Annotated in this window: 20 protein-coding genes and 2 pseudogenes; 10 read left to right on the top strand and 12 right to left on the bottom strand. The window is 68.4% G+C overall.

The annotated features are described in order from the left end of the window. Positions 1 to 594 precede the first annotated feature (594 nt). Positions 595 to 1779 carry an elongation factor Tu gene (gene tuf, locus IH68_RS0102650; RefSeq protein ID WP_030927655.1) on the top strand — a complete coding sequence of 395 codons (1185 nt, stop codon included), beginning with the start codon at positions 595 to 597 and terminating at the stop codon, positions 1777 to 1779. 521 nt (positions 1780 to 2300) lie between these two features. Here the strand turns inward: tuf and IH68_RS0102645 are convergent. From IH68_RS0102645 to IH68_RS0102635, 3 genes and pseudogenes are all read right to left on the bottom strand, one after another. Beyond that, positions 2301 to 3329: a terpene synthase family protein gene (locus IH68_RS0102645; RefSeq protein ID WP_159403632.1), complete on the bottom strand. Its 1029-nt coding sequence runs from the start codon at positions 3327 to 3329 to the stop codon at positions 2301 to 2303. Positions 3330 to 4116: 787 nt separating this feature from the next. Next, positions 4117 to 5482, bottom strand: a pseudogene (locus tag IH68_RS49495) (IS1380 family transposase). Between the two features lie 284 nt (positions 5483 to 5766). Beyond that, positions 5767 to 6261, bottom strand: coding sequence for a MarR family winged helix-turn-helix transcriptional regulator (locus tag IH68_RS0102635; protein ID WP_030927649.1), 495 nt, complete (start codon positions 6259 to 6261; stop codon positions 5767 to 5769). A gap of 90 nt (positions 6262 to 6351) precedes the next feature. Here IH68_RS0102635 and IH68_RS0102630 point away from each other — a divergent pair, with 90 nt between their 5' ends. After that, positions 6352 to 7488, top strand: coding sequence for an ABC transporter substrate-binding protein (locus IH68_RS0102630; protein WP_030927646.1), 1137 nt, complete (start codon positions 6352 to 6354; stop codon positions 7486 to 7488). 455 nt (positions 7489 to 7943) lie between these two features. On the opposite strand, the gene IH68_RS51625 is transcribed toward IH68_RS0102630, so the two are convergent. The 5 genes from IH68_RS51625 to IH68_RS0102605 all read right to left on the bottom strand — a co-directional run bounded on the left by IH68_RS51625 (position 7944) and on the right by IH68_RS0102605 (position 12627). Further along, on the bottom strand, positions 7944 to 8489 hold the full coding sequence (locus tag IH68_RS51625) for a DoxX family protein (protein WP_078912282.1): 546 nt from the start codon (positions 8487 to 8489) through the stop codon (positions 7944 to 7946). 146 nt (positions 8490 to 8635) lie between these two features. Then, the gene (locus tag IH68_RS0102620) at positions 8636 to 9406 is read right to left on the bottom strand and encodes an SDR family NAD(P)-dependent oxidoreductase (RefSeq protein WP_030927640.1); all 771 of its coding nucleotides are present in this window, start codon (positions 9404 to 9406) and stop codon (positions 8636 to 8638) included. Beyond that, positions 9403 to 10704 carry a histidinol dehydrogenase gene (gene hisD, locus IH68_RS0102615; protein ID WP_030927637.1) on the bottom strand — a complete coding sequence of 434 codons (1302 nt, stop codon included), beginning with the start codon at positions 10702 to 10704 and terminating at the stop codon, positions 9403 to 9405. The genes IH68_RS0102620 and hisD overlap by 4 nt, the downstream gene beginning before the upstream one ends. 28 nt (positions 10705 to 10732) lie before the next feature. After that, a complete protein-coding gene (locus IH68_RS0102610; protein ID WP_007385609.1) occupies positions 10733 to 11668 on the bottom strand; it encodes a VOC family protein in 936 nt (311 codons plus the stop codon). Next, positions 11665 to 12627 carry a fumarylacetoacetate hydrolase family protein gene (locus IH68_RS0102605; protein ID WP_030927631.1) on the bottom strand — a complete coding sequence of 321 codons (963 nt, stop codon included), beginning with the start codon at positions 12625 to 12627 and terminating at the stop codon, positions 11665 to 11667. Before IH68_RS0102605 ends, IH68_RS0102610 begins: the two co-directional genes overlap by 4 nt. A gap of 253 nt (positions 12628 to 12880) precedes the next feature. Between IH68_RS0102605 and IH68_RS0102600 the strand changes: the two genes are divergently transcribed. The 8 genes from IH68_RS0102600 to IH68_RS0102565 all read left to right on the top strand — a co-directional run bounded on the left by IH68_RS0102600 (position 12881) and on the right by IH68_RS0102565 (position 20646). Continuing rightward, positions 12881 to 13186 (top strand): antibiotic biosynthesis monooxygenase family protein, encoded by a 306-nt coding sequence (locus IH68_RS0102600; RefSeq protein ID WP_030927627.1) that lies wholly within the window; start codon positions 12881 to 12883, stop codon positions 13184 to 13186. A 37-nt stretch (positions 13187 to 13223) separates the two neighbouring features. After that, a complete protein-coding gene (locus tag IH68_RS0102595; protein WP_030927624.1) occupies positions 13224 to 14348 on the top strand; it encodes an FAD-dependent monooxygenase in 1125 nt (374 codons plus the stop codon). Continuing rightward, complete coding sequence (locus IH68_RS0102590) at positions 14345 to 15358, top strand: amidohydrolase family protein (RefSeq protein WP_030927621.1); 1014 nt, start codon at positions 14345 to 14347, stop codon at positions 15356 to 15358. The genes IH68_RS0102595 and IH68_RS0102590 overlap by 4 nt, the downstream gene beginning before the upstream one ends. Further along, on the top strand, positions 15355 to 16323 hold the full coding sequence (locus tag IH68_RS0102585) for a cyclase family protein (protein ID WP_030927618.1): 969 nt from the start codon (positions 15355 to 15357) through the stop codon (positions 16321 to 16323). The genes IH68_RS0102590 and IH68_RS0102585 overlap by 4 nt, the downstream gene beginning before the upstream one ends. An 8-nt stretch (positions 16324 to 16331) precedes the next feature. Next, the gene (locus tag IH68_RS0102580; RefSeq protein ID WP_037884499.1) at positions 16332 to 17702 is read left to right on the top strand and encodes an FAD-binding oxidoreductase; all 1371 of its coding nucleotides are present in this window, start codon (positions 16332 to 16334) and stop codon (positions 17700 to 17702) included. A 3-nt stretch (positions 17703 to 17705) separates the two neighbouring features. Continuing rightward, positions 17706 to 18662: a fumarylacetoacetate hydrolase family protein gene (locus IH68_RS0102575; RefSeq protein WP_030927613.1), complete on the top strand. Its 957-nt coding sequence runs from the start codon at positions 17706 to 17708 to the stop codon at positions 18660 to 18662. A gap of 191 nt (positions 18663 to 18853) precedes the next feature. Continuing rightward, on the top strand, positions 18854 to 19837 hold the full coding sequence (locus tag IH68_RS0102570) for a LysR family transcriptional regulator (RefSeq protein WP_037884498.1): 984 nt from the start codon (positions 18854 to 18856) through the stop codon (positions 19835 to 19837). A gap of 38 nt (positions 19838 to 19875) precedes the next feature. Then, a complete protein-coding gene (locus tag IH68_RS0102565; protein ID WP_030927607.1) occupies positions 19876 to 20646 on the top strand; it encodes an SDR family NAD(P)-dependent oxidoreductase in 771 nt (256 codons plus the stop codon). A gap of 414 nt (positions 20647 to 21060) precedes the next feature. Here IH68_RS0102565 and IH68_RS0102560 read toward each other — a convergent pair whose 3' ends face one another. The 4 genes and pseudogenes from IH68_RS0102560 to IH68_RS54985 form a co-directional block, all read right to left on the bottom strand. Continuing rightward, the gene (locus tag IH68_RS0102560) at positions 21061 to 22596 is read right to left on the bottom strand and encodes an MFS transporter (RefSeq protein ID WP_030927603.1); all 1536 of its coding nucleotides are present in this window, start codon (positions 22594 to 22596) and stop codon (positions 21061 to 21063) included. Next, a complete protein-coding gene (locus tag IH68_RS0102555) occupies positions 22593 to 23042 on the bottom strand; it encodes a VOC family protein (protein WP_030927600.1) in 450 nt (149 codons plus the stop codon). The genes IH68_RS0102560 and IH68_RS0102555 overlap by 4 nt, the downstream gene beginning before the upstream one ends. Before the next feature lie 6 nt (positions 23043 to 23048). After that, positions 23049 to 23819, bottom strand: coding sequence for an SDR family NAD(P)-dependent oxidoreductase (locus IH68_RS0102550; protein ID WP_030927596.1), 771 nt, complete (start codon positions 23817 to 23819; stop codon positions 23049 to 23051). A gap of 791 nt (positions 23820 to 24610) precedes the next feature. After that, positions 24611 to 24815: pseudogene (locus tag IH68_RS54985) on the bottom strand (IS1380 family transposase); the annotation flags it as partial. Between the last annotated feature and the right edge of the window lie 233 nt (positions 24816 to 25048).

The following is a 25048-nucleotide window of genomic DNA, read 5'->3' as shown; positions in this document are numbered from 1 at the left end:
CTGACCTGGTGTTTCAGGGAAGGTCGTCTACGTTGACATGCCCCTGGCGGCTTCCATCAGTCATTTCGCGATCTTTCCCGTCTGCCCCCGGCGAACTGTCCTTTGTCATCCATTCGAGGCGTTTGACAGCGAACCCAGCCGTTTCGGCTTCTCTGACAGTGAATCTAGTCGTGGGAGGTGAGCACGCTGGGGGTGTCGTATGTCGGTACAGGCGGGAGTGGACAGCGCCGTTCCGTACGTTGAGTTGTCGTGTGTGGAAGGCGTACGCGAGCCTCGGCGGCGGCGTCCGTTGCTGAACTGTGCGACGGCCAGGTTCGAGGACGCGGTTCCGGTGCGGCCGTTTCGGTGGTCGTGGGGTGGGCGCCATTTCCCGGGGGGGGGTACTGGGCGACGACTGGGCAGCACGTCGGATTCGAGTCGTGGCTGGAGCGGGACCGCCTCGTGCTCATGGACTTCGATCCCGCCGTAATACGGATGGCCTCCCAGCCGTTCTGGCTGCCCTGGCACGACGAACAAAGGACTCCGCCGTGCAACCTGGCCTGCCTTCGGTCAGAGCGCGTGGCGCGAGCTCACCGGACGTGTGAGAGGAACCCTGTGTCCAAGGAGAAGTTCGAGCGCACCAAGCCGCACGTGAACGTCGGCACGGTCGGCCACGTCGACCACGGCAAGACGACCCTGACCGCTGCCATCACCACGGTGCTCGCGAAGACGTACGGCGGATCGGCGCGCGCCTTCGACCAGATCGACAACGCCCCGGAGGAGAAGACGCGCGGGATCACCATCAACACCAGCCACGTCGAGTACGACACCCCGCCCCGGCACTACGCGCACGTTGACTGCCCCGGCCACGCCGACTACGTCAAGAACATGATCACGGGCGCGGCGCAGATGGACGGAGCCATCCTCGTCGTCGCCGCAACCGATGGCCCAATGCCCCAGACCCGCGAGCACATCCTGCTCGCCCGCCAGGTCGGCGTGCCGTACATCGTCGTCTTCCTCAACAAGTGCGACATGGTCGACGACGAGGAGCTGCTCGAACTGGTTGAGATGGAGGTCCGTGAGCTGCTCACCCAGTACGACTTCCCCGGCGACAACACCCCCATCGTGCGCGGCTCCGCCCTCAAAGCGCTGGAGGGCGACGCCGAGTGGGAGACAAAGATCATCGAACTGGCGGACTACCTGGACACCTACATCCCCGAGCCCGAGCGCGCCATCGACAAACCGTTCCTACTGCCCATCGAGGGCGTCCTCAGCATCCCCGGGCGCGGCACCGTCGTCACCGGCCGAGTCGAGCGCGGCGTCATCAAGGTCGGCGAAGAGGTCGAGATCGTCGGCATCACGGAAACTGCGAAGAGCACCTGCACCGGCGTCGAGATGTTCCGCAAACTGCTCGACGAGGGTCGAGCTGGCGAGAACGTCGGCGTGCTCCTGCGTGGCATCAAACGTGAAGAGATCGAACGAGGACAGGTCCTCGCGAAGCCCGGCTCAATCAAGCCGCACACCCAGTTCGAGTCGGAGGTCTACATCCTGAGCAAGGACGAAGGAGGGCGGCACACCCCCTTCTTCAAGGGATACTGCCCCCAGTTCTACTTCCGTACCACCGACGTCACCGGGACCATCGAACTACCCGAAGGCGTCGAAATGGTCGCGCCCGGGGACAACATCAAAATGAAAGTGACACTGATCCACCCCATCGCCATGGAGGAGGGCCTGCGCTTCGCCGTCCGTGAGGGCGGCAGGACCGTCGGCGCCGGAGTCGTGGCCAAACTCATCGCCTGAGGCACGCAGAGCACGGGGCGGCAGGGCCTGCTGTACCAGGGCGGGTGCTCCGAGCACCCGCCCTTTCCGGTTCAGCGGGTCGCGAAAAGGCTGATCAGTGGGCACGATCGCGCGGCCGAGTGGGAGAAGCCGGATCGGGATCATCTTGAAGTTGGCGATGCCGAACGGCGTCAGCACGAGCAGACTCGTTGACATCCAACCCAGTCGGCTCAGGTCAGCGGGCTGCACACGACTAACTTCGCTGTCGAAGGACACGAACATCTACGACTCGCGCCGATGTGGGATCTCAGATTTCGTGTCGGAATCTCACGATCGTTGTCGGATCATTTTCGGATCCGACACGGAGCTGAGACTTGCGGGTCGCGGCCATCAACAAGGGCTGCCGGTGTTCTAAATCCCGTTGACACCTCCGCAGGACAGCGAACTGCGACCTGCCAACTCCGCCTCGACAGGACACACGGGTCGTCGGGTCACCTGGTCGCGTTGCGGGATTGGGCTAGCAGGGCTTGACCCTGGCGGTGTTATCGATCCGGGACAGACGGGCGGGCGAACAGGTCCTGCGTGTAGAGCGGGATGCCATTGTGGATCGCTTCCGGCGCCGTGTAGCGGCCGACTTCAAAGTGCCAGTCGTGGTTGCCGCGGGTCAGCGCTTTGTAGGCCGCCACACAGGCCCCGACCTGCTCCTGGGTCGGGTCATCGGCGCCGGCAGCGACGAGTTGGTCGGCCAACACCGCTTCGTGGTCAGCAATGTCGTTGATCTTCTGCGTCAATAGAGCGTTGAGATGGTCAAGGGCCGTGGCCTGGTCACAGTCTCGCTCGGCCATGACGATGTCGACCGCGTTGCTGTTGTTCAAGGCACGGTCCTTGGCTACGGAGAAGATGTCATTGAGCAGGCCGATGTGCTCACAGACCAGACGCCGGATCGCTCCCAGAGCAGGCAGGTGTCGGACAAAGTCAGGCAGGTCGATACCCAAGGCGGCCTCGGCGTGATCGGCGCCGTAGAAGAGAATCGCAACCGACTGACACCGGAACGGAATGTACTCCGCCAGGCTGGTGAACTGCGTCCCGGTCACTCTTCCGATGGTTTCGGTGTGGTAGGTCCACAGAACCGTGCAGAAATCATGGAGATGGATACGGTTCCATTCCCTAGACCGATCCCGCACCGTTGCCTGCCACAGGTCCACCAGTGCACGCGCGTAAGGTTCCCGCGCAGGTCCACCAGCGACCGCGTCGGACAGCTCCCTGATCACTGCCTGGCACTGCTGCGGGTCGCGGCCAGCGGAGCCGTCGTCGAATTCGTCGTCGACTACGAACCCCCATGCCAACCACCGCATATGGCGTACAAGAGCCTCACAATCAGCTTTTGGGTAGTACCGGGCAGCCATCAGATCGGGGCGGGTCCGTTCCACCTGAGCCCACGCTTCGTGCGTCGTCACCAGCTGGTGGTGGCGCAGCCATTCCTGCAGTGACTGCCTTGCTTCTTCCAGAAAGGGGTTCGGCGGCTCTGGCGGGTAAGGCATGTAAAAAACCGGGACATGGGGAACCGGCACGGGAGCCCCCTTTCCGAGAGGGATGAAGCCTGGGAAAGTGATCATTGAAATTCACCAGAAACGGACGGATTCCATCCGCACTTGGTCCGCAGGCGGGGCGCCAAGCGCCCCTGAAAGACTTACCCGCTCTGGCAGTGAGAAGAAACAAGAAGAGGCGCCCGGCGCCGTCGGTACGTGAGGGGCCGTTAGGCGGATCCGCCGGTGTGCAGGAGGTAGACGGGACCGAGCGAAGGCCGAGCACAGACCGCGACGCCGATCACGAAGGACGCCACTCAGCGCGTACGAACAGAGGACTGGGATGACGACCAGGATCGGGAGGATGCCCGACCGAGGCACAGCGCCCGGAGCGCGGACGGCCGCCCCCGTGTGGCCACTGAACATGGAAGCCCTGTTCGACGCCGGACATGCCAGGGGGTGGCCAGAGGATTCGGCCACGCCCGTGAGACCAAGACGTAGGACACGGCGTGAGACACCGATAGAACACGCAGGCCAAAGCGTCGGCGTACGACACGAAGATTGAGAACCTACAAATGGCGCCATATTCTCAGAGCTGACTGCATATCAGGGCCACTTATGGCGCCGCGCTGAGAATTGCAGCTCAGGACACTCACTCATTCGGGTGCTAGCCTCGAAGTTTCGTGACGGTCCGCCGGCGGAGTTGGTGGACCGTTTTCGTGCCGTGGGCTGAGGTTGTGCAGGCTGAGAGCCCGAGTGTCGCCTCGGGGTGGCGGCGGATTCCACTGCTCCGGGTGTTGGGGTGCTGTCGAAGGGACGGGGAATCCGCTGATCAGCCAGGGTTGGGCAGTTGGATGAGCCGCTCGAGGGCTGCGGTGATGTGACCGGTCCAGTGCCAGTGCCGGGCCAGGCGGAGGATTCGCCGACGGCCGGTGGTCACGAGCTGTCCGGCCGTGGTGAACAGGCGGAGCCGCAGACGGCGGGGCTCCCAGAGCCTGGCCTTGCCGGTCAGGGCAAGCATCGGCATCCAGGCCAGCAGGTCGAGAGCGATCTGCACGATCTCCAGCCAGATCCGGTTCTGGGCCGTGCGGTGCAGGGGCAAGTTGCGCAGACCGGTGGCCCGGGCGGCGCGGATGCGGTCCTCGGCCCGGGCCCGCAGCCGGTGACGGAGCTCGAGTTCGGCGATCGGCCGGCCCAAGGTGTTGGTGGCGAAGCAGGTCAGCCGCATGCCGTCCGCATCCGTGAGCCGCAACTGGGCCCCGGGGTGCGGCCGTTCCTTCCTGACGATCAGCCGCAGACCCTTGGGCCAGCCGGTCAGGACGTCACCGGTGAGTTCGGCGACCCAGGCACCGTCGCGGATCTCACCGTCCGCCTCGACGGCCGCCGTCCAGGCCGATGCCGGAACCTTCAGCACATGTTGATGGATCGCCTCGGTGATCACCATGCCGACCGAGTAGGACAGCCACCGCCCCCGCCGGGCGAGCCAGGCGACGAAATCGTGGGTGCCGCCCGCGGAGTCGGTGCGGATCAAGGTCCGGCGCCCGCGTCGGTATTTCTTCGGCAGTTGGGCCAAGGCCAGTAGGGTGGCGGTGATGTGGTCGGCCGCCGTGTTCGATCCCGCGTTGCCTGGTCTGAGCAGGGCCGCGACCGGTTCACCCGTGCCGCCCGGGCCGTGGTCGACGAATCCCATCAGCGGGTGGTGGCCGTAGGTTCGCTTCCACGTGGGTGCGGCGTCCTCCTTGTCCGAGTGCGCGGTCACCAGCACCCCATCAAGGTCCACGGTCACCGTTCCGACCGCATCAGGCGCTTCCAGGCCGGCCAATCGCCAGAGATGTTGGCGGGCTTCAGCCCGCGCGGCCCGGATCCTTCGGGCCGGCCGCGGCGAGGGTGTCGATGAGGCGGGAGACCGTCGGGTCGGAGGCCACCGGCCCGAACACGGCCGACTCGGCCCCCAGCATGGCGACATCGGCGAGGCAGTCCCCGCCCAGCGCGACTGCCAGAGCCACGTCCAGCAGGATCTTGCCCGGATCGTGCACCGCCCGAGCCTTCCGCCACGGCGTCAGCGCCGCTGATATCGCGGTGTCCAAGCCGGCCTTGCGGACGGTCTCGACCAGCAGCACACCCCCGGCCTGCGAGACCACCGCCCGGCCGCCACCCTCGATGCGGACACGCGGGTACGACCCGATACGCTTCTTCACCTGGAGAGTGCTTCTTTCCGTGCAGCCAACAGGACCCTCGACAAGTCCCATCGTTGCAGGTCAGAAGCACTCTCCGCTTATTTGATCAAGCATCGGACACCCCACCGTGTGAAAGCGCGAGGTTAATCGGCGCCACCGGACCCAGGATGCAAGTGAACACCTCTCGGCAGGTCGAAGACGACGACCGTGGCGCAGCCAGTCGGCCAGCGCAGCGCCGACGTCGGACGGCAGCGGCATGTGAGCGCTCCAGGATCGCCTTCTCCCAGTCGGCAGACCGGTGCGCGCTATCTGCGCCGCCAAGGGAGCTCAGCCTGATAGTCGTCCTCGTGGGTGAGACCCTTGATGATGGCCTCGCCGATCTCTGTGAACTGGCGGACCTGGTCAGGCGTGAGGTGGTCGAACATCGCCCGGCGCGCCGCCGCGACGTGACCGGGTGCTGCGGCGGCGAGGACGGCGAAGCCTTCGTCGGTGAGCACTGCGAGTTGGCCGCGCTGGTCCGTCGGGTCGTCGGTGCGTCTCGCCCAGCCGCGTTTTTCCAGCGCCGACAGCGCGTGCGAGAGCCGGCTGCGGGTGACCTTCAGGTGCTCGGCGAGCTCGCTCATCCGCAGCGACCGGTCGGGGGCCACGGACAACCGGCTGAGCAGGTTGTACGTCGCGTGTGACAGGCCGGCGGCCCGTTGCAGCTGCCGCTCCAGGTAGTCGCCCAGCAGCGTTGAGAGGTCGATGTATGCCAGCCAGGCGCGCATCTCCTCTTCGGAGAGCCAGGGGGTGTCGCTCATCACACCAGCATATCCGAAGGTTTGTACTCTCAAACAGATTGGGCTATCGTCGACCCGGACGTTTGAGAGCTCAAACTCTTGGGAGATGTCATGAGGTTCACCAGGAAGGCCGGGACCGCGCTGGCGGCGGCCGTCGTGGCGATGGGGGCAGGCGCGAGCTACGCCGCCGCCGATGCGAGCACGAAGGCAACGGCCGGCGCGTCGGGCGAGCAGGCAAAGTTGCAGGCGCTCTACCGCCAGGCTGAGGCCGATGGCGGCGAAGTGACCGTCTACATGGGCGGCGACAAGCCGGGACAGTGGGATTTCATCGCCAAGGCGTTCGCCGCGCAGTTCCCCGGCGTCAAAATCCATCTGGTCACCGATCTGAGCAAGGTCCACGACGCTCGGATCGACAACCAGATCGCCACCCACGACCAAGTGGCTGACGTGGCCGTGCTGCAGACCGTGCAGGACTTCGACCGCTGGAAGAGCGCCGGCCAGTTGCTGAAGTACCGGCCCATCGGCTCCGACGAGGTCTTCGACAACGCCAAGGACTCGCAGGGCTACTGGACCGGCGTGTTCTACGGCGCTTTCGCCGACATGGTGAACACCAAGGCGGCCGGGTCGGATCCGTCGGCGTTCACCGCGGCCGATCTACTGAAGCCGGAGTTCAAGAAGAAGCTGATCTTCACGTACCCGAACGATGACGACGCCGTCCTTTACGACTTCAAGCTGACCGTCGACAAGTACGGTTGGACCTGGCTGCGTTCCCTGGTCGCACAGAAGCCCGCGTTCGTGCGCGGCACGCCGTTCTCGGCCGCACCCGTGGCGGCCGGGGACTACCTGGCGACGCTCGGCACGGCGGGCGATCCGACGCCGAACGCGACCATGATCTTCCCGGCGAACGACCCGTTCAACAGCTGGGTGCAGCACGGTGCGATCTTCAAGAACGCTCCGCACAAGGCCGCCGCGAAGCTGTTCCTGAGCTGGCTGACGTCGCGGACGGCCCAGCAACAGCTGATCGCTCCGTGGACCTGGTCGGTGCGCAAGGACGTCGCCCCACCGGCCGGGCTGCGGCCGCTGGCCACGTATCACCAGACCCATGTGGCCGGGTTTCAGGCGTTCATGAGCGACCGGAACGCGGTGGAGCGGTTCCGCTCGCAGGTGCAGCTCTACGTCGGCCAGGTCGTCGGTCCGGACCCGGCCGACCCGACCAACACCCTCGGATTGACTCCCGGCAAGTTCTGACCGGACCCGGTTCCGGGTGGGCGCCGACCACAGGGCTGGCGCCCATCGCCGTAGCGGGCCCACGCAGAGTGAACTCTTCAGCCGCCGGGGTAGCAGGTCGGCGCCGATCTCGCTCGGGACGGGTGAGTTCACCATGGACTATGCCGAGCCGCCGCACGATCGCGAGCCTGTGACTACGATCGCGTGGCGGCTTGCGCACCTGATCGATGTGTTCGGGATCCCGAGGAGTCCGACGCCATCGTCGTCCCCTGAATGCGGTTGGCGCATCCACGCTGCCACCGCAAGAGGAAGACCGCTGTCAAAACTCGCGAACACAGTCACCCCGATGCAGCGGGGGCTGCCGATCCTGATCGACAAACGCTGCCAGAACTCACCTACAAAGCCAACCGCCGCCTCTTATGAAGCGGCGGTCACCCTCGCGTAGTTCCCGCTCTGGGCAAGATCCGCTTGAAGCTCTAGTCCGCCGGCAACGGCTCTCGCGTCAGACCCTCACCGCTGGTCCCGATCTGCAGGGGCTGAGACGGCTGTGACTGCACGGCTTCTTCCTTGCGATCGAGCCCCAGCAGGGAGTCGAGCGACAGGGCGCCCGGTCCAAGCACCAGTACCGCAAGAAGCGCGGCGAGCATGAGGATGTCCACCTCCGCTCCGCCCGAGCCCTTCGGACCGAGAACACCCAGGTGGAGGGCGTCGAGCTTGACCAGGACCGCGGTGCCCAGCATTTCCAGGCTGAGGAGCGCCGCGGCGACACGGGTCAGCAGTCCGAGCACGAGCAGGCCACCGCAGGCGAGTTCCATGGACGGCACCAGCCAGCGCAGCACCGAGGTGAAGGGCAGACCGGTCGGTCGCAGGAGGAAGTTCTCGAAGTTGTCGAGACCGAGAACGTTGATCTTGAAGAGGCTGTGCAGGATCATCAGCCAGCCGATCGTCGTCCGCACGACGACCATCAGCGGATCGTTGAGCCTGCTGAGCCGGTTCGCGGCTGAGGTGTAGAGACGCATCATTGAGTCCTTCGAACAGGTGGGTGTGGAGAGGAGGGTCTGCGTCGGGCAAGTGGTGTGAGGAGGTCCTGCGCTTGCCTCGATCACGGGGTGCCGCGTGACCGGCACACATACGTCTGGCGGCCGGAGACATGACGTGCCATCTCCGGCTAGGCCGGTGCGATCATCCCTGCCGACAGGTCGATGTCGGCTCCGCACAGCCCCGGCATGGCCAGCATGGCTATCAGGGCCTGGGCGACCTCGTCCTCCTCGACCAGCCGGCCCAGCGCTGCCCGTGAGGCGAAGTCCCGCTCGGCTTCCTCGACGGTGCCGCCCGTCAATTCGGCCGTCAGCCGGAAGTTGCGGTCCATTCGGGGGCCCCGGACCGGCCCGGGCGAGAGGGAGTTGACGGCGACGCCCTGCGGCCCGACCTCTCCCGCCAGCGTCCGGGTCAGACCCAGCAGCGCCATCTTGGAGGCTGTGTACGGGGTGCGGTTCAGCAGAGGGCGTTTGCCGCTCACGGAGGCCACGTTGACGATGTCACCGCGACCCGCTGCCAGCATGGGCGGCAGGAAGGCCCGGCACATCAGATAGACGCCGCGGACGTTGGCGGCGAACACGTCGTCCCACTCGTCCGGTTCGATGTCGACGAGGGGACGCACCGGGCCGGCCACACCCGCGTTGTTGACGAGCAACGACACGTCCTCGTCGGCGAGCTCGGCCGCGAGCGCACGCACCGAATCAGGGTCGGAGATGTCGCACACGGCCGTACGAGCCTGACCGCCTTCCTTCTCCGCCCGAGCCGCTGCCTCCGCGAGTGCCTGCTCGGTGCGGCCGACGAGGACCACCCGGGCCCCGGCCGCCGCCAGGGCGAGTGCGAAGGCCCGCCCCAGCGGCCCTCCGCCACCTGTGACCAGCGCCGTACGGCCGTCGAGACTCATGCCGTGTTCCAGGCAAGCTCGTCGCCCGCCGCCTTCGCGGCCCGGACGTCACCGGAGCGCGCGTGCCCCTCGAACAGCTCCACCCGCGCGGCCCGCCCGCACAGCCGGCCGAGCAGGGTCTGCGCGTCGGTGTTGGTGACCTCCTGGTACGTGACGGTCTTCAGGTACTTACCGACCCACAGTCCGCCGGTGTAGCGGGCCGCGCCACGCGTCGGCAGGACGTGGTTGGTACCGATCACCTTGTCGCCGAAAGACACGCATGTGCCCTCGCCGAGGAACAGAGCACCGTACTGCGTCATGCGCTCCAGCGCGAGCCTCGGCTCGGCGGTGAGTACCTCCACGTGCTCGAACGCGAACTCGTCGGCGAGCGCGTACAGTTCGTCGACCGAGTCGACGACGTGCACCTGGCCGTGATCCCGCCAGGCGGGCTCGGCGAAGTCCCGGGTGGGCATGGTCGGCAGCAGCCGCTCCACCTCGGCGATGGTCCGTTCGGCGACCTCGCGGGATGTCGTGATGAGCACGGCGGGCGAGTCCGGGCCGTGTTCGGCCTGGGAGAGCAGGTCAACGGCGCATACGAAGGGGTCGGCGTGCTCGTCTGCCAGCACCAGGATCTCGGTGGGACCGGCGAACAGGTCGATGCCGATCTCGCCGAACAGCTGCCGCTTGGCTTCGGCGACATACGCGTTGCCGGGGCCGGCGATCAGGTTGACCGGCTCCATGGTGTCCGTGCCGACGGCCATCGCGGCCACCGCTTGGACGCCGCCCAGCAGCCAGATCTCGTCCGCGCCGGCCAGGTGCATGGCGGCGACGGTGGCGGCCGGGATCTCGCCGCGGATCGGGGGCGTACAGGCGACGACCCGGGGCACGCCGGCCACCTTGGCGGTGACGATGGTCATGTGGGCGGAGGCGGTGAGCGGGTAGCGGCCACCGGGGACGTAGGCGCCCGCGGCCTGCACGGGGATGTGCTTCTGGCCGAGCCAGACGCCGGGCAGGGTCTCCACCTCGAACTCCCGCAGCGAGTCCAGCTGGTGGCGGGCGAAGGTGCGAACCTGCTCCTGGACGAAGCTGATGTCGTCGATGACCTGCTGCGGCACCGACGCGACGATCTTCTCGACCTCCTCCTCGCTCAGCCGGAAGGAGCCGGGGCTCCACTTGTCGAACTTCTCGGAGTACTCACGCACGGCCTTGTCGCCGCGCTCGCGGATGTCCGCGATGACGCCGGCAACGGTCTCGCGGACCTGCCCGAGGGAGGCGGTCACCTCGGCCTTGGGGACGGCGTGCTTCAGGATCTCTGCCACAACTGCGGCCTTTCTGAGAAGAGTCGGATCACACGGGCGGTGCTTCGAAGAGCACGTCGGGGTCGTTGAACTGCTCCTTGGCGACCGACTCGCTCATCGGGTCGGCGGTGCCCCACTGGTCCTGGGTGACCGGGTCGTCGACGTCGTGCCGGCCCGGGTGCCACAGGTCCTCTTCGAGGACGGCGAGCTCGGTGGTGTACTCCACGGTGTTGCCGTGCGGGTCGTGGAAGTAGGAGAAGGTGTTGTCGCCCGCGAGGTGCCGGCCCGGCCCCCAGGTCAGGCGCGTCCCGGCGCGCAGGGCCCGCCCGGTGCCGCGCATGTACTCCTCCACCCCTCGCATCTCGAACGACGCGTGGTGCAGGGAGACATGAGGCCCACGGGCGATGGCGAAGGAGTGGTGCAGGGGGCTGCACCGCAGGAAGTACATGAGGTCGCCCATGTGCGTGGAGTACAGGGTGTCGGTGAGCCGGAAACCGAGGTGCTCGATGTAGAAGTCCCGCAGCCCCTCGGGATCCTGGGAGTTGACGACGCAGTGCGAGAGGCGGACCGGAATCGCTTCACGTTCCTCGATCTTCCGGTGATCGCGGACGGCGACATCCGCGGAGACCTCGACGACGCGGCCGTCCGGGTCGAAGAAGCGGATGCCGTAGCCGCCGCCCGGTGTGTCCAAGGCTCGCGGCTCATGCACGAGCTGGACGCCCGCACGCCCGAGCCGTACCGCCAGTTCGTCCACGGCCTCCGGCGAGACAGCCCCGAAGGCCACCAGATCCATCCGCTTCCGCTCGTCCTTGCGGATGCGGACGACGTACTGCTCGGGGCTGCCCTCGGCGGCGAAGAACGCGAGACCGCTGTCGCCGGCGACCTCGGTCAGGCCCCAGGTGGTGCCGTAGAAGGCGCGCTGGGTCTCGAAGTCCGGTACGGCCAGGTCGACATGGCGCAGATGGGTGATGGGTTGGAAGGTCACTGTCCGCTCCTGACGGTGTTGCGCTGCACGCCCAGGCCCGTGATCTCGGACTCCACGACGTCGCCGGGCTTGAGGAAGACGCCCCAGTGCGCGCCGTTGCCGGCCGGTGAGCCGGTGAGCAGGAGGTCACCGGGGCGCAGGGTGGTGGTCGTGGAGACGTACGCGATGAGCTGCGGGATGTCGAAGATCATGTCCTTGGTGGACTCGTCCTGACGGACGACGCCGTTGTGCCGCAGGGTGATCCGCAGGTCGTTCGGGTCACCGACGAAGGCGGCCGGGACGAGGAAGGGCCCGGTCGGCAGGAAGGTGTCGGCGTTCTTGGCGGTGAACCAGTCGGTGCCGATGGCCTTCAGGTCGGGCCGGTAGAGGCGGTCACGGGTGGTGAGGTCGTTGCAGATGGTGTAGGCGGCGACGTACGACATCGCGTCCTCGACGGCGATGTTCCTGCCCGGCCTGCCGATGACCAGGGCGAGCTCCAGCTCCCAGTCGTGCTGCTCGCCGTGCGCCGGCAGCACGATGTCGTCGTACGGCCCGCACATGGCACGCGGCGAACCGAGGAAGACGTAGGGCACACCGCTGCGGATCCGCTCGTCCATCATGCTTTCGGCATCCGCGCGGGCCTCCTTGGGCGTGGCGCCGTGCACGCTCTCCTTCTCCGCGGCGACCAGGTCCACCACGTGCTTGCGGTAGTTGGCGCCGCTCTGCAGGATCTGGCCCGGCTCGATCGGGGGCAGCACGTGCAGGGCGGTCAGGGGGTGCCAGGGACCGTCGGCGGACCGGGCGAGTTCGTCCAGGCGGGGCAGCCAGTTGTCCCAGTCCTCGACGAGGGCGCGTACGGACGGCACCAGGTCGGACAGGTCGCGAACGCGCGCCCCGCTGACAAGGCCGGGGAAGGCGCCCGCACTGTTGCGGAACGTGCCGAGCGCGAAGGGTCCGGTGTGGGTGAGTGGATCGGGCACAGGCGGCTCTCCTCGTACGGGTGGGGTCGCCTTCGACGCTAGGCACCACGCAGGGACGGCGGAAATGGCCGTTCGCGATGCCTGCCATCATCGGGCCGCCCCCGCTGCCTGCAACGATGTGCGGCCCCACCGCGCGGCGGCTCCATCGGCGTACGGGATGGATGACGTCCTCCCTGCCGATGCCTCGATCCGTTGACCCCCGTACCCACCGCCGATCAGGCTCGGAGCTCCCCAACCACCCCGAGGAGCACACGTGGTAGTCGAGCATGCCGAGCTGACCGTGGAGGCCGGCCGGGAAGAGGAGTTCCAGGAGGTCTTCGGCAAGGCCCGCGAGCTGCTCGCCGAGGCAGCCGGGTTCCGCTGGGCCGAGCTGCTGCACTGCGAGGAGCGGCCGCGGACGTTTCTCCTGCTGGTCGGCTGGGAGTCGGTCGAGGCGCACACGGCCGGCTTCCGGGAGTCGGAGCGCTTCGCGCGCTGGCGCGCCCTTGTCGGGCCGTTCTTCACCGAGCCGCCGGCCGTCGAGCACTACCACCAACTCGGCCCGCGCTTCAGCGGCTGACCGCTGCCCCCTTCTTCTACGTTCGCAAGGATCGCTCATGCCCGTACACAAGGTGCTCGTCGTCGGCGGCGGCATCACTGGAAGCGTGCTCGCCCTCGCGCTCGCCCAGCGCGGTGCCGACGTCGAGCTCGTCGAGATCTCCCCCCAATGGTTCGGTGTGGGCCACGGCATCACCCTCCAGGGCAACGCTCTCAAGGCGCTGCGCTCGGTGGGCGTGCTGGACCGGGTGCTGGCGCGGGCGGTGCCGTTCGACGTCCTTCGGCTCCTGCGTGCGGACGGCGAGCTCATCACGGAGCTGTCCACCCCCCACACCGGTGGGCCGGACCTGCCCGCGACGGCGGGGGCCCTGCGCCGCGACCTGCAGGACGCGTTGTGTGACGCCGTGTACGCCCACGGCGTCACCGTCCGTCTCGGTCTGAGCGTCGAGCGCCTCGACCAGTCGCCCCGACACGTCGAAGTGGCCTTCACGGACGGCTCCACCGGCCGCTACGACCTGGTGGTGGGCGCCGACGGCATCAACTCGGCCATGCGCTCTCTGATCGGGATCGTGGAGAAACCGCGCCCGGTCGGCATGTCGATCTTCCGTGTCGTCGCCGACCGCCCCGCCGAGATGGACTGCCACGAGGTGTACTACGGCGGCCCCCGCTACAAGGCCGGCTACAGCCCGATCTCCCCCGGTCAGTGCTACGCCTACCTGCTCGACGAGAACCTGGACGCATCCCTGGTCGGGCCGCGCGCCTCCCTCTCCCTCCTGCGCGAGCGCGGCGCCGGCTACGGCGGCACCTGGGGCAAGATCATCGCGTCCCTGCCCGACGACACCGCCGTCGACTACCGCTGGATCGAGGCGATTCTGGTCGACGGGCCGTGGCACCGGGGCCGCACGCTCGTCGTCGGCGACGCCGCGCACGCCTGCCCGCCGCTGATCGCGCAGGGCGCGGCCATGTGCATGGAGGACGCCGTGCTCCTGGCCGAGCTGGTCACCGGGGAGGAGCCGTTGGAGAAGGCCCTCGACCACTTCATGTCCCGTCGGCTGCCACGTGTGCGGACGGTGCTGGAGAACTCGCTGCAGCTGGCCGAGTGGGAGATCAACCCCGACACGCCGGGTGCCGATCCCGCGCGGATCATGTCGGAGACGCTCGACTCGCTGACGGCGGCGGCATGACCACGGCGAGCACTCCTGTCGTCGACGTCCACGGCCACCTGGCCGTGCCCGCCGCCGACGCCCTGTGCGCGGGGCAGTCCGGCCTGGCCGCCGAACTGGCTGCCGAGCAACGCGCCCACAGCCCTCAGTCGCTGGCCGCCAACAGGGCTCAGCTCCAGTCGCTCGGGCCAAGGCTCACGGACGTGGGCTTGCGCCTCGCCGATCTCGACGCGATGGGCGTCGACATCCAGGTGGTCGGCCCGATGCCGATGCACCACTACTGGGCGGACGCGGACCTCGCCGTCCGGCTGGCCCGCACGGTCAACCAGACGGTCGCGGAGCACTGCGCCGAGGCGCCCGAGCGGCTGTACGGCCTTGGTACGGTGCCGCTCCAGCATCCGGACCTGGCGGTGGCGCTGCTGGACGAGGCGGTCACCGAGTACGGGTTGTACGGCATCAGCGTCTCCACGACGGTGAACGGCCGGGAGCTGGCCGACCCGGCCCACGACGAGGTGTGGCGGAAGGCCGAGGAAGTCGGCGCGGTGGTCTTCGTGCACCCATGGGGGTGCTCACTCGGCGAGCGGCTCGCCACGCAGTACCTCGGGAACACGGTCGGACAGCCGGTCGAGACCACCGTGGCCCTCTCCCGTCTGATCTTCACAGGCGTCCTGGACCGCTTCCCTGGGCTGAAGCTCGTCGCCGCGCACGGCGGCGGCTATCTGCCGACGTACATCGGGCGCTCCGACCACGCCTGGCACGTACGGCCGGACGCCCGCGGGTGCGCCGAGCCGCCGAGCGCCTATCTGCGGCGGATGTGGTTCGACGCGCTCGTCTACACCCCGCGCGCTCTGCGCCACCTGGTCGAGGAGGTGGGCGCCGACCGGGTCGTCCTCGGCACGGACCACCCTTTCGACATGGGCGTCGACGATCCGGTGGCCCGGCTGGACGCCGCCGGGCTGCCGGAGGCCGAACGTGCCGCGATCGCCGGGGGCAACGCTCTCGATCTGCTGCTGAAAGGACGCACCCGATGAGCCTCGGTCCCATAGAGGAAGAGCTCGCCAAGGCCCGTTCCGCCTACCGCAACTGGGGCCGCTGGGGCGAGGACGACGTACTGGGCACCCTCAACTTCATCGACGACGCGATCCGCGCCCACGCGGCGGGACTGGTCCGCCGGGGCCGGTCGCTCTCACTCGCCCTGGAGTTCAACGAGAACGGCCCGCAGCGTGGATTCCGCGGCCGGATCAACCCGGTCCACTACATGAAGGACACCGGCTCCGACGCGGCCGCCGGCACGCAGGGCTTCCCGCACGGGTTCGGCGGAGCCGACGACCACGTGGTCATGCCTCTCCAGGCCTCCACCCAGTGGGACGGGCTCGGCCACATCTACGACAACAAGCAGGCCTGGAACGGCCGTCCGTGCACCATCGTGAGCGGCGACGGCGACTCGGTCACCGGCATCGAGCACATGAGGGAAGCCTTCACAGGGCGCGGTGTCCTGCTGGACGTGGGCCGCGCGGTCGGCGACGAGCACGGGGAACTCCCCGACGGATTCCCCATCCTGGAGGAGCATCTGCGCGCCACCATCGAGGCGCAGGGCGCGACCTCCACCGTCCGCCGCGGCGACCTCGTCCTCGTGCGCACGGGCCAGCTGGGCCGCGTGAGGCGGCTGGGCGAGTGGGGCGGCTACGCGGCCGGTGACGCCCCTGGCCTCTCCTTCACCACCCTCGGCTGGCTGCACCGCACCGAGATAGCGGCGATCGCCTCCGACACCTGGGGGCTGGAGGTGCGTCCCTACGAATTCGCCGAGCCCGCCATGTCCCCGCTGCACCAGATCGCGATCCCGAACATGGGCCTTCCGCTGGGCGAGATGTGGGACCTGGAGGCACTGGCCGAGGACTGCGCGGCCGACGGCGTCTACGAGTTCCTGCTGGTCGCCGCTCCGCTGCCGGTCACCGGCGCGGTCGGCGCGCCCGTCAACCCGATCGCGATCAAGTGAGCAGCCCAGTGAACACCAACGGATTCTCCGGAACTCTCCACCTCCCCGGCGACGAGGACTTCGATGAGGCGTGCTTCGGCAGGGTCTTCAACGCCCGCCGCCCGTACGACCGGACGCCCGCCGCCGTACTGAAGGCCGCCACCGAACAGGACGTCGTCGAGGGCGTACGAATGGCCCTGCGGCGTGGCTGGCAGGTCGCCGTCCGCTCCGGCGGACACAGCTGGGCGGCCTGGTCGGTACGGCAGGACGCGCTGCTGATCGATCTCGGGAACTTCCGCGAGATGGCCTACGACCCGCAGACCGGCATCGTGACAGCGACGCCCAGCGTGAAGGGCGGCGACGAACTCAACCCGTACCTCGCCGAGGCCGGGCGCTTCTTCAACGGCGGGCACTGCCCCTCCGTCGGCATCGGCGGCTTCCTGCTCCAGGGCGGTCAGGGCTGGAACGCGCGCGGCTGGGGCTGGGCGGCGGAGAACATCGTGGCGATCGACGTCGTCACGGCCGAGGGCGAACTCGTGCGTGCCGACGAGACGCAGAACAGTGACCTGCTCTGGGCGGCGCGCGGCGCCGGGCCCGGGTTCTTCGGTGTCGTCACGCGCTTCCATCTGCGCACCCGCCCCCTGCCGAGGCACCTGGCGCACACCGTCCACGCCTACCCGCTGGACCTCTTCGACGAGGTCATGACCTGGCTGCAGGGCATGCACCACACGGTGTCGGACCTGGTGGAGATCGTCGCCGTCACGCAGACGCCACCGGGCGCGGAGGAACCGGTGCTCCTGGTCACGGGGGTGTCGATGACCGACACCCCCGAGCAGGCCGCCGATGCCCTGGCCCCGCTGCACGCCAACCCGTACGCCGACCGGGCCCTGCTGCGCGTCGAAGCGCAGCCCACCACACTGGCCGAGCAACTCGCGGGACAGCGCACCGCCAACCCCGAGGGCCACCGCTACCTCGTCGACAACGCCTGGTTGACCGGGCCCGCCGAGGAGGTCGTCCCGGCGATGCGCAGGGCGTTCACCGAGCAACCCACCCGGCAGACCTTCACCATCTGGTTCTCCATGGCGCCGATGCGTGAACTGCCCGACATGGCTTTCTCGTTGCAGTCGGAGATCTACTGCGCGACGTACGTGATCCACGACGAGCCGGAGCGGGACGCGGAGCTGCAGGCCTGGCTGGACGAGGCGATGAGGGCACTGCAGCCGGTGACCGTGGGCCAGTACCTCGGGGACTCCGACCTGACCGTCCGGCAGTTGAAGTTCATGGGTGACGAGCAGTGGCGCAGGCTCCAGGAGATCCGCGACGTACGCGATCCCAAGGGTCTGTTCGTGGGCTACCTGAGCGCAGGGTCTGTCACCAACACCAACCACTGGGAGCAGTGAGGCATGCGTTTCGCGACATACGAGTACGGGGGCGTGGAGCGCGCCGGTGTGGTCCGGGACGGGGTGGTGCACCCGCTTCCCGAGCACGTCACCGTCCTGGCGCTGGTCGAGCAGGGGGTCTTGTACGCCGCGGGGGCCGAAGCGCTCAGCGCCGCCAGCGAGCTGACGGTGGATCAGGTGCGGCTTCTGCCGCCGCTGAAGCCGCCGTCCATCCGGGACTTCGTCGGTTTCGAGGCACACATCGAGGGGGTGTCCAAATCGCTGGACGGCCTGGAGCACGTTCCGCAGGAGTGGTACCGGGCGCCGAACTTCTACTTCACCAACCCTCACGCGGCATACGGCGCGCACGACGACGTGCCCGTTCCCGCGGGCTGTTCGGTTCTCGACTTCGAGCTGGAGGTCGGGGCGGTCATCGGTCGCAGCGGACGCGACCTCACGCCCGAGCAGGCGCGCGAGCACATCGTCGGCTACCTCGTCTTCAACGACTGGTCGGCGCGCGACCTGCAGAAACCGGAGAAGAACCTGGGCCTCGGCTTCTCCAAGGGCAAGGACTTCGCGAACACGCTCGGCCCGTACCTGGTCACCGCCGACGAGGTGGAGGACAGGCGCGACCCGGACGGCTTCCTGGACCTGGAGATGACCGTCACCCTCAACGGCGAGCTGATCGGCCGGGACACCCTCGCCAACGTCTCCTGGACTTTCGAGGAGATGACCGCCTACGCCAGCCGGGACGCCTGGGTGCGCCCCGGGGACGTCCTCGGCTCGGGCACGTGCGGCTGGGGCGCGCTCGCGGAGCACTGGGGACGCCTGGGGGAGCGCACCCCGCCGCCGCTCACGCCCGGCGATGAGGTGGAGCTGACCGTGGAGCGGCTGGGGACGCTGCGCAACCAGGTCGTTCCGGGGCGCGCGGACGTCTACCTCCCGCGGGCGAGGAAGCGGGGGCGGACGCCCCGGCCCTAGGACGTCGAGCTGTGTGGGGCCAGTGCCCAGCTGTTTCGGGCACTGGCCCCTTGACGTGCGGGTATGGCTTCGCCGAATGGCTCTCATCGCATCTTGGTGAAGGTTCGACCCCACTCTTTTCCGGACCGCAATATGGTGGTTACGCTCCCGATTCACCGATGCTTCAAAGACGTGGCCGGAAGGGGACATCCGTGAGCCTGGGAGCGATCGATCTCAATCTTCTGCTTGCGCTGGAAGCGCTCCTGGAGGAGAAGAACGTCACCCACGCCGGTGTGCGCCTGTGCACCAGCCAGTCGGGGATGAGCGGCTCGCTGGCCCGGCTGCGCCGGCACTTCAACGACGAGCTGCTGGTGCGGGTAGGCCGCGAGTACGAGCTGACGCCGCTCGCCGAACGGCTGCTGCCGCTCGTCCAGGCGTCCCTGCACAAGGCGGAGGAGGCGCTGTCACTGACCCGGCACTTCGATCCGGAGCACAGTCGGCAGCGCTTCTCGGTGGTGATGTCGGACTACGTGATGACGGTGTTCGTGGAGCCGCTGCTGCGGGTGATCGCGCAGGAGGCGCCAGGCGTCCGCATCGACTTCCATCCCATCGTGGACGGGCAGCTGGAGACGGAGACGCACCTGCGGTGCCACGACCTGATGATCGTGCCGCTCGGTTACCAGATCCCAGGGGTGAGCGAGGCCGTGATGCACGACCGGTTCGTCTGTCTGGTCGACCCGGACAACCCGCGACTCGTGGAGGGGCGGCTCGGCCTGCGGGACCTTGCGGAGATGCCGCACGCCGCGTGCTCGATCGGCAGGGGCAACACGCCCGTCGGCCGTCAGCTGGAGACCCTCGGCATCACCCCGAAGGTGCAGGTCAGCACACCTGGCTTCAGCGTCCTGCCGTTCCTGGTCAGCGGCACCGATCTGGTCGCTCTGGTGCCGGAACGGCTCGCCCGCCGCTATGAAGGCTTCGCGCGCTGTGTCGCCGTCCCCACGCCGTTCCCCGACGTACCGCTGGTCGAGGCGATGCACTGGCACAACAACCGGCACGCGGACCCCGCGCACCGCTGGCTGCGCGAGACCGTACGCAAGGTCGGCGCCTCGCTGGACGAGCCGCCGGCCCAGGAGATCACCGCCGTTGATACCACCCATGCCGAACATCCGTTTCCGGAGCTCAGCTCGGCTTTCTAGCGTGGTACGGGAGACATCCCGCATCCGCTGGAGGAGCCGTGAGCCCCATGCGCCTGGCAGGCCGTACCGTCGTCATCACCGGAGCCGCACAGGGGCAGGGAGCCGCCGAGGTGACGGCCGCGGCCCAGGAGGGCGCGCGTGTGGTGGCCACCGATGTGCTGGACGAGGCGGGCGAGAAGCTGGCCGCGTCCCTACGCGCCGACGATCTCGACGTGCGCTTCCGGCACCTGGACGTGACGTCGCCCGAGGACTGGTCGACGCTGGCGTCGTCGTTGGAGACCGTGCACGGGCTGGTGAACAACGCGGGCATCCCCATGCGAGCCCGCCTGGGCGAGGTCGACCTCACCGACTGGAACCGGGCCTTCACGGTGAACACCACCGGCGCGCTGCTGGGCATCCAGGCACTCGCCCCGCTCATGCCCGTCGGCGCGTCGATCGTCAACGTGGGCTCGGTCGCCGGCCTGACCGCCCACCACGCGGTCGCCTACACGACCAGCAAGTGGGCCCTGCGGGGCCTGTCGAAGGTGGCCGCGCTGGAACTCGGCCCGCGGGGGATCCGTACGAACGTGATCCACCCCGGCTACATCGAGACCCCGCTGATGGCGACGGCGAACCCGGTGTTCGTCGAGGCGCATCTGTCGATGACACCGCTGGGCCGCGCCGGCCACACGGACGAGGTGGCCCCCTTGGTGGTGTACCTGCTGTCCGACGAGTCGGCGTACGTCAACGGCGCGGAGATCACCGTCGACGGCGGGTATGCGGCCCACGGCGGAGTGAAGGCGATCACGAACGCGCTGGACATCCGCTGAACTCTGACGAGTTGGCAGGACCACGCTGCCGTTCCCTCGGCTCGATCAGCCGGTCATGGCGCAGCCGGACGACGACACTGGTCTTCCCCGGCTCCGCGTACGCCTCGCCGCACGCCCCGCCGACCGTGAGCGTCTGATCGGCCTGCCCGCACGCCGACGGCGGGCTTGCCGCTGTCGGGCCGTGGACGGACGGCAGCGGGGCCGTGCTTGCCTTCCGACAATGACCGTCCCACTGACGCGATCACCCCTCCGTGCCGTAGCACGGAGGGGTGATCGCGTGTGGAGTGAACGAAAACGGACGCCAGACGTGGGTCGGGCGCGCACGAGTGAGCGTGCGCGCCGCGGACATGGCGTCACCGCACAAGTGAGGAGGCCAGGGCTTCGGCCCTGGCCTCCCCTTCGCTACGTTGCCCGCTACACGGACGCGGTCATCTGGATCGCCGGCTCGCCCGCGCCGACCGTGGAGCGGGCGGTGCTCTTGCGGACCAGCAGCAGGGTGACCAGCACGCCGAGCAGGGAGGCGCAGCCGCAGACGATCACACCGAGGGCCATGCCGTGGGCGAGGGCGGTCTGGGCGGCGGCCTTGGCGCTGTCGCTGCCGACGTTGACCACGGCGAGCGGTCCCGCCGCCTGCTGTATGCCGGCGTCCTTGCCGCTGAGGTTGCCCACCAGCGCCGACGAGGCGGCGCCCATCGCGATCGTGCTGATCACGGCGGGGCCGAGTCCCTGTCCGAACTCGCGCACCAGGCTGGTGGCGCCGCTGGCCATGCCGGTCATGTGGATGGGCACAGCGTTCACGGCGGCGGACGTCAATGAGGACACGACGCAGATGAAGCCGACGCCGAGCAGCAGCACCGGGCCGAGGAAGGCCGTGAGGGAGGTCGTGGTGATGGGCAGCGCGGCGATCCAGAACTGTCCCGCGGCCATCGGCAGGAGACCGCCCATCAGCAGCCAGCGCGGCTCGACGCGGGTGAGCATCTTGCTGAGCACCGGCGCCAGCAGCAGCGGGATCAGCTGGAGGATCATCAGCGGCAAGCCGGCGCGCAGCGCGCTCAGGTGCATCACGACGCCGAGCCGGATGGAGACGACGTACGCGGTGCCGACGAAGCCGAACATCCCGGCCAGCGCGACGACGGCCGCCGCCGAGAACGACGGGATGCGCAGCAGGTCCAGGTTGAACATGGGCGAGGCGGCACGCTTCTCGGCAGCGATGAAGGCGACGAGCGTCGCCGTGGCCACGGCGAGCGCGCCGACGATCGCCGGGCTGCTCCAGCCTCGCTCGCCGCCCTCGATGATGCCCCAGAGCAGGGCGGTGAGGCCGACCGCGATGCTGATCTGGCCCGGCCAGTCGAGCGTGCGACCCTCGGGAGCCTTGGAGTCGGTGACGAGGAACCAACACGTGACGGCCACGGCCAGTCCGAGAACGACCGGCGGCACGAACGCCCAGCGGAAGTCGGCGATCGTGGCGAGCACACCGGAGGACAGCGGGCCCGCGGCGGAGGCGATGGAGATGCTCAGCGCCCAGGTGGAGACGGCCTTGGCCCGGTCTTTCTGATCAGGCGTGGCAGCCGCGATCACCGCCAGGGAGCTGGGGAAGAGCGCGGCAGCGCCGATGCCGGCCAGCGCCTGCCCGACCCACAGCATGGTGATGTTCTGGGCGGTGGCGTTGAGGAGTTCCCCGAGTGCCAGGACGATTCCGCCGAGCACCAGAAGGCGCTTACGGCCGAACAGGTCGCCGACCACACCGAAGTTCAGTTCCAGAATGGCGGTGGGGAGAATGAAGGCCGAGGTCACCCATGCCACCTGGGACCCCGACGCCCCGAAAGCGGCCTGAATATTTCCGTTGATCGGCGCGGGCACGGTAATGCACAACTGTGCCACCGCCACGGCGAGACAACACGCGACAAGTGTTCCGCGGTCCAGTCTTCTCAGGGAGATCGAATCTTTCATTTTCCGTGCCCTCGCTCTGCGTTCTTGAGGTGGGTTCCGACTTGCTTTTCCATGAGTTCGATGAGATTTGCCTCGGGGTCGCTGACCCAGGCCATGCGCACGCCGGGCTCGGGGGACGGCCCGGGTTTCACGATCTCGCCCGCCCCGTGGGCCAGGAGGGCCGTGTAAACGGGGTCCAGTTCGGGAGTGGTGAGCGCGACGTGGCCGTATCCCTCGGTGAGGGCGGCGGTCATCGGGTCCGGTGCCCGCAGGCCCGGCGCCGAGCCGGGGCGGGCGAGGAGTTCGACACGCCAGCCATGGGGATGTTCCAGTACGACACCGCGCAGCCCCGGGATTTCAAGGTGGAAGTCGAAGACGCGTTTCAGCCCGAAGGCGTCCTGGTTCCAGGCGGTCTGGGCTGCGAGATCGCGCACGTTGACGCCCACGTGGTCGAGTCGGGTGGTCACGGCCGCTCAGCCCGCCATCGCGCTGTCGCCGCCGTCGGCCATGAGGTTGGCGCCGTTGACGAAGGCCGCCTCGTCGGAGCAGAGGAAGGCGGCCGCGCGGGCGATGTCCTCCGGTTCGCCGACCCGGCCGACCGGGATGCGCGCCTCCAGCCGGGCCCGGGGCCCGTCGGGGTCGTCGAGGAAGGGCGCGGTGGCGGAGGTGCGGATCATGCCGGGGGCGATGGTGTTGACGCGGATGCGGTGCGGGGCGCCGGCCGCGCACAGGTGCTTACTCATCGCCAGCACCCCGCCCTTGGCGGCGCCGTGCGGCACCATCGGCAGGAATGGCGCGCCGCGCACGGCGGCCACGGAGGCGACGTTGAGGACGGCCCCGCCACCGCGCGCGATCAGGTGCGGCCAGGCCGCCCGCGTGCAGAAGTAGGGAATGTCCAACTCGTTGCGGAGGGTGAAGTACCAGTCCTCGACGGGCTGGGTGTCGAACGGACCGTTCCGCAGCGCGGAGGCGTTGTTGTAGAGGATGTCGATCCCGCCGAAGGCCGCGATGCCGGCCTCGATCCACTCCCGGGAGCCCTCCTCGGTGGAGAGATCGACGGGTGCCAGGGACCGCATGACTCCCCCGGCCTTCTCCACGATGTCGACGGTCTCGGCCGCACTCTCCTTGTCGATGTCACAGCCGAATACAGTGGCGCCTTCGGAGGCGAATATCCGGGCCGCGGCACGGCCTATTCCGGCTCCTGTTCCACTGATGAAGGCGATTTTCCCAACCAGTCGACCCATGTGACTTCCTGTGTCCCTTGTCCCATTCCGCCCAGGCGCGGTGGTGGCAGCGTAGGGAGGGGACTGGGCTGTAACAAGAAGAAGGTCAGCGATAGGGCATCGGACGTTCGTATGGCAGGTATGGGCGGTGGCTCACAGCCGCACGGAAAGCGTCCGTACGCCGTTTTGCCCACGAGGCCGGTTGACGGAGCAAGTCGCCTCGGAGCAAGGCGAGTTGCCACCTGGGAAGCGCGCGAACAGCCGCTCTGGCGCCGTGACCGCACAGATGCCTGACCTGGGGGGACAGAGCTGAGGGCGGTACGCGGTTCGGCGACGACAGTCGTCGTTGGCGAGCGCGTCGAGGTCGCAGGTTGTCTGCGTAGGGTTGGACCGCACGCCGGATCCGCCGCCGGCCGAGGGCGGGGAGCGGGTGTGGGGTTGACGCGCCCCCCGCCGTGCCCAGCACAGCACCCACGTCGATTGAGGAGCGGCGCACAGGGTGGCCGTGTCGGACGTGGTCCGGCCAACGGACATCACACTCAGGCGGAGGGCAGCCGGGTCGGTGAGGCGACCAGGACCTGGTCTCCGGAACGCTTGATGAAGACCCGGATGTACCTCCGGGCAAGGTCGGCGGCGTCAAGCACCGCCGCTGACCTTGGTGTCGGAGGCGTCGTTGCCGGCGCCGACTTGGTGCCGGACAGCGGTCTGCCGCCAGGGCCGGTGTGATCGGGCAGCGCCGGGTGCGTCGTCGGTGGTGGGCGGGTGGACCGCTCCGCGTCCGACGGACCACGCGTCCTCACCGGCCGTGTCGGTACCGTGAGCGCCACATCCAGGGGGGCCTTGCCCGGATCATGCACCGCCCGCGGCTTGCGCCACGATGCCGGCGCCGCCGATATCGCCTGATCCAGACCCGTCTTGCGGATCGTCTCCACAAGCAGCACAGCGCCGGCCTGGGACCACTCCGCGCCCACCGCTTTCGGTACAGGCACGCGGGTAGGACCCGATACGCTTCTTCACCTGGAGAGTGCTTCTTCCATGCGACGACCTGGACCCTAGACAAGTCCTATCGTTGCAGGTCAGGAGCACTCTCCGCGTTTTTGATCACCCACCGGACGCCCTGCCACGTGAAAGCGCGAGGCTAGCCCCGATCGCTGTGCCACTGACGATCTTCGATTACGCCTGGGTCGTGGTCTTCTGTTTGAGGCGTTCGTAGGGGGTCTGGCCGCCAAGGCCGCCATGGGGGCGATGGT

This window comes from Streptomyces sp. NRRL S-646, from assembly GCF_000720765.1.
GTDB lineage: Bacteria > Actinomycetota > Actinomycetes > Streptomycetales > Streptomycetaceae > Streptomyces.
Note: the sequence above shows the minus strand (reverse complement) of the source record. Positions and strands in the feature narration are given on the sequence as shown.

Excerpts from the sequence above, each read along its gene's own strand:
- IH68_RS51625 (WP_078912282.1), bottom strand. The coding sequence starts at position 8,489 with ATGATGCGTCTCTACACCTCAGCCGCGAACCGGCTCAGCAGGCTCAAC.
- IH68_RS0102630 (WP_030927646.1), top strand. The coding sequence starts at position 6,352 with ATGAGGTTCACCAGGAAGGCCGGGACCGCGCTGGCGGCGGCCGTCGTG.
- IH68_RS0102595 (WP_030927624.1), top strand. The coding sequence starts at position 13,224 with ATGCCCGTACACAAGGTGCTCGTCGTCGGCGGCGGCATCACTGGAAGC.
- IH68_RS0102575 (WP_030927613.1), top strand. The coding sequence starts at position 17,706 with ATGCGTTTCGCGACATACGAGTACGGGGGCGTGGAGCGCGCCGGTGTG.
- IH68_RS0102635 (WP_030927649.1), bottom strand. The coding sequence starts at position 6,261 with ATGAGCGACACCCCCTGGCTCTCCGAAGAGGAGATGCGCGCCTGGCTG.
- IH68_RS0102560 (WP_030927603.1), bottom strand. The coding sequence starts at position 22,596 with ATGAAAGATTCGATCTCCCTGAGAAGACTGGACCGCGGAACACTTGTC.
- IH68_RS0102620 (WP_030927640.1), bottom strand. The coding sequence starts at position 9,406 with ATGAGTCTCGACGGCCGTACGGCGCTGGTCACAGGTGGCGGAGGGCCG.
- IH68_RS0102590 (WP_030927621.1), top strand. The coding sequence starts at position 14,345 with ATGACCACGGCGAGCACTCCTGTCGTCGACGTCCACGGCCACCTGGCC.
- IH68_RS0102585 (WP_030927618.1), top strand. The coding sequence starts at position 15,355 with ATGAGCCTCGGTCCCATAGAGGAAGAGCTCGCCAAGGCCCGTTCCGCC.
- IH68_RS0102550 (WP_030927596.1), bottom strand. The coding sequence starts at position 23,819 with ATGGGTCGACTGGTTGGGAAAATCGCCTTCATCAGTGGAACAGGAGCC.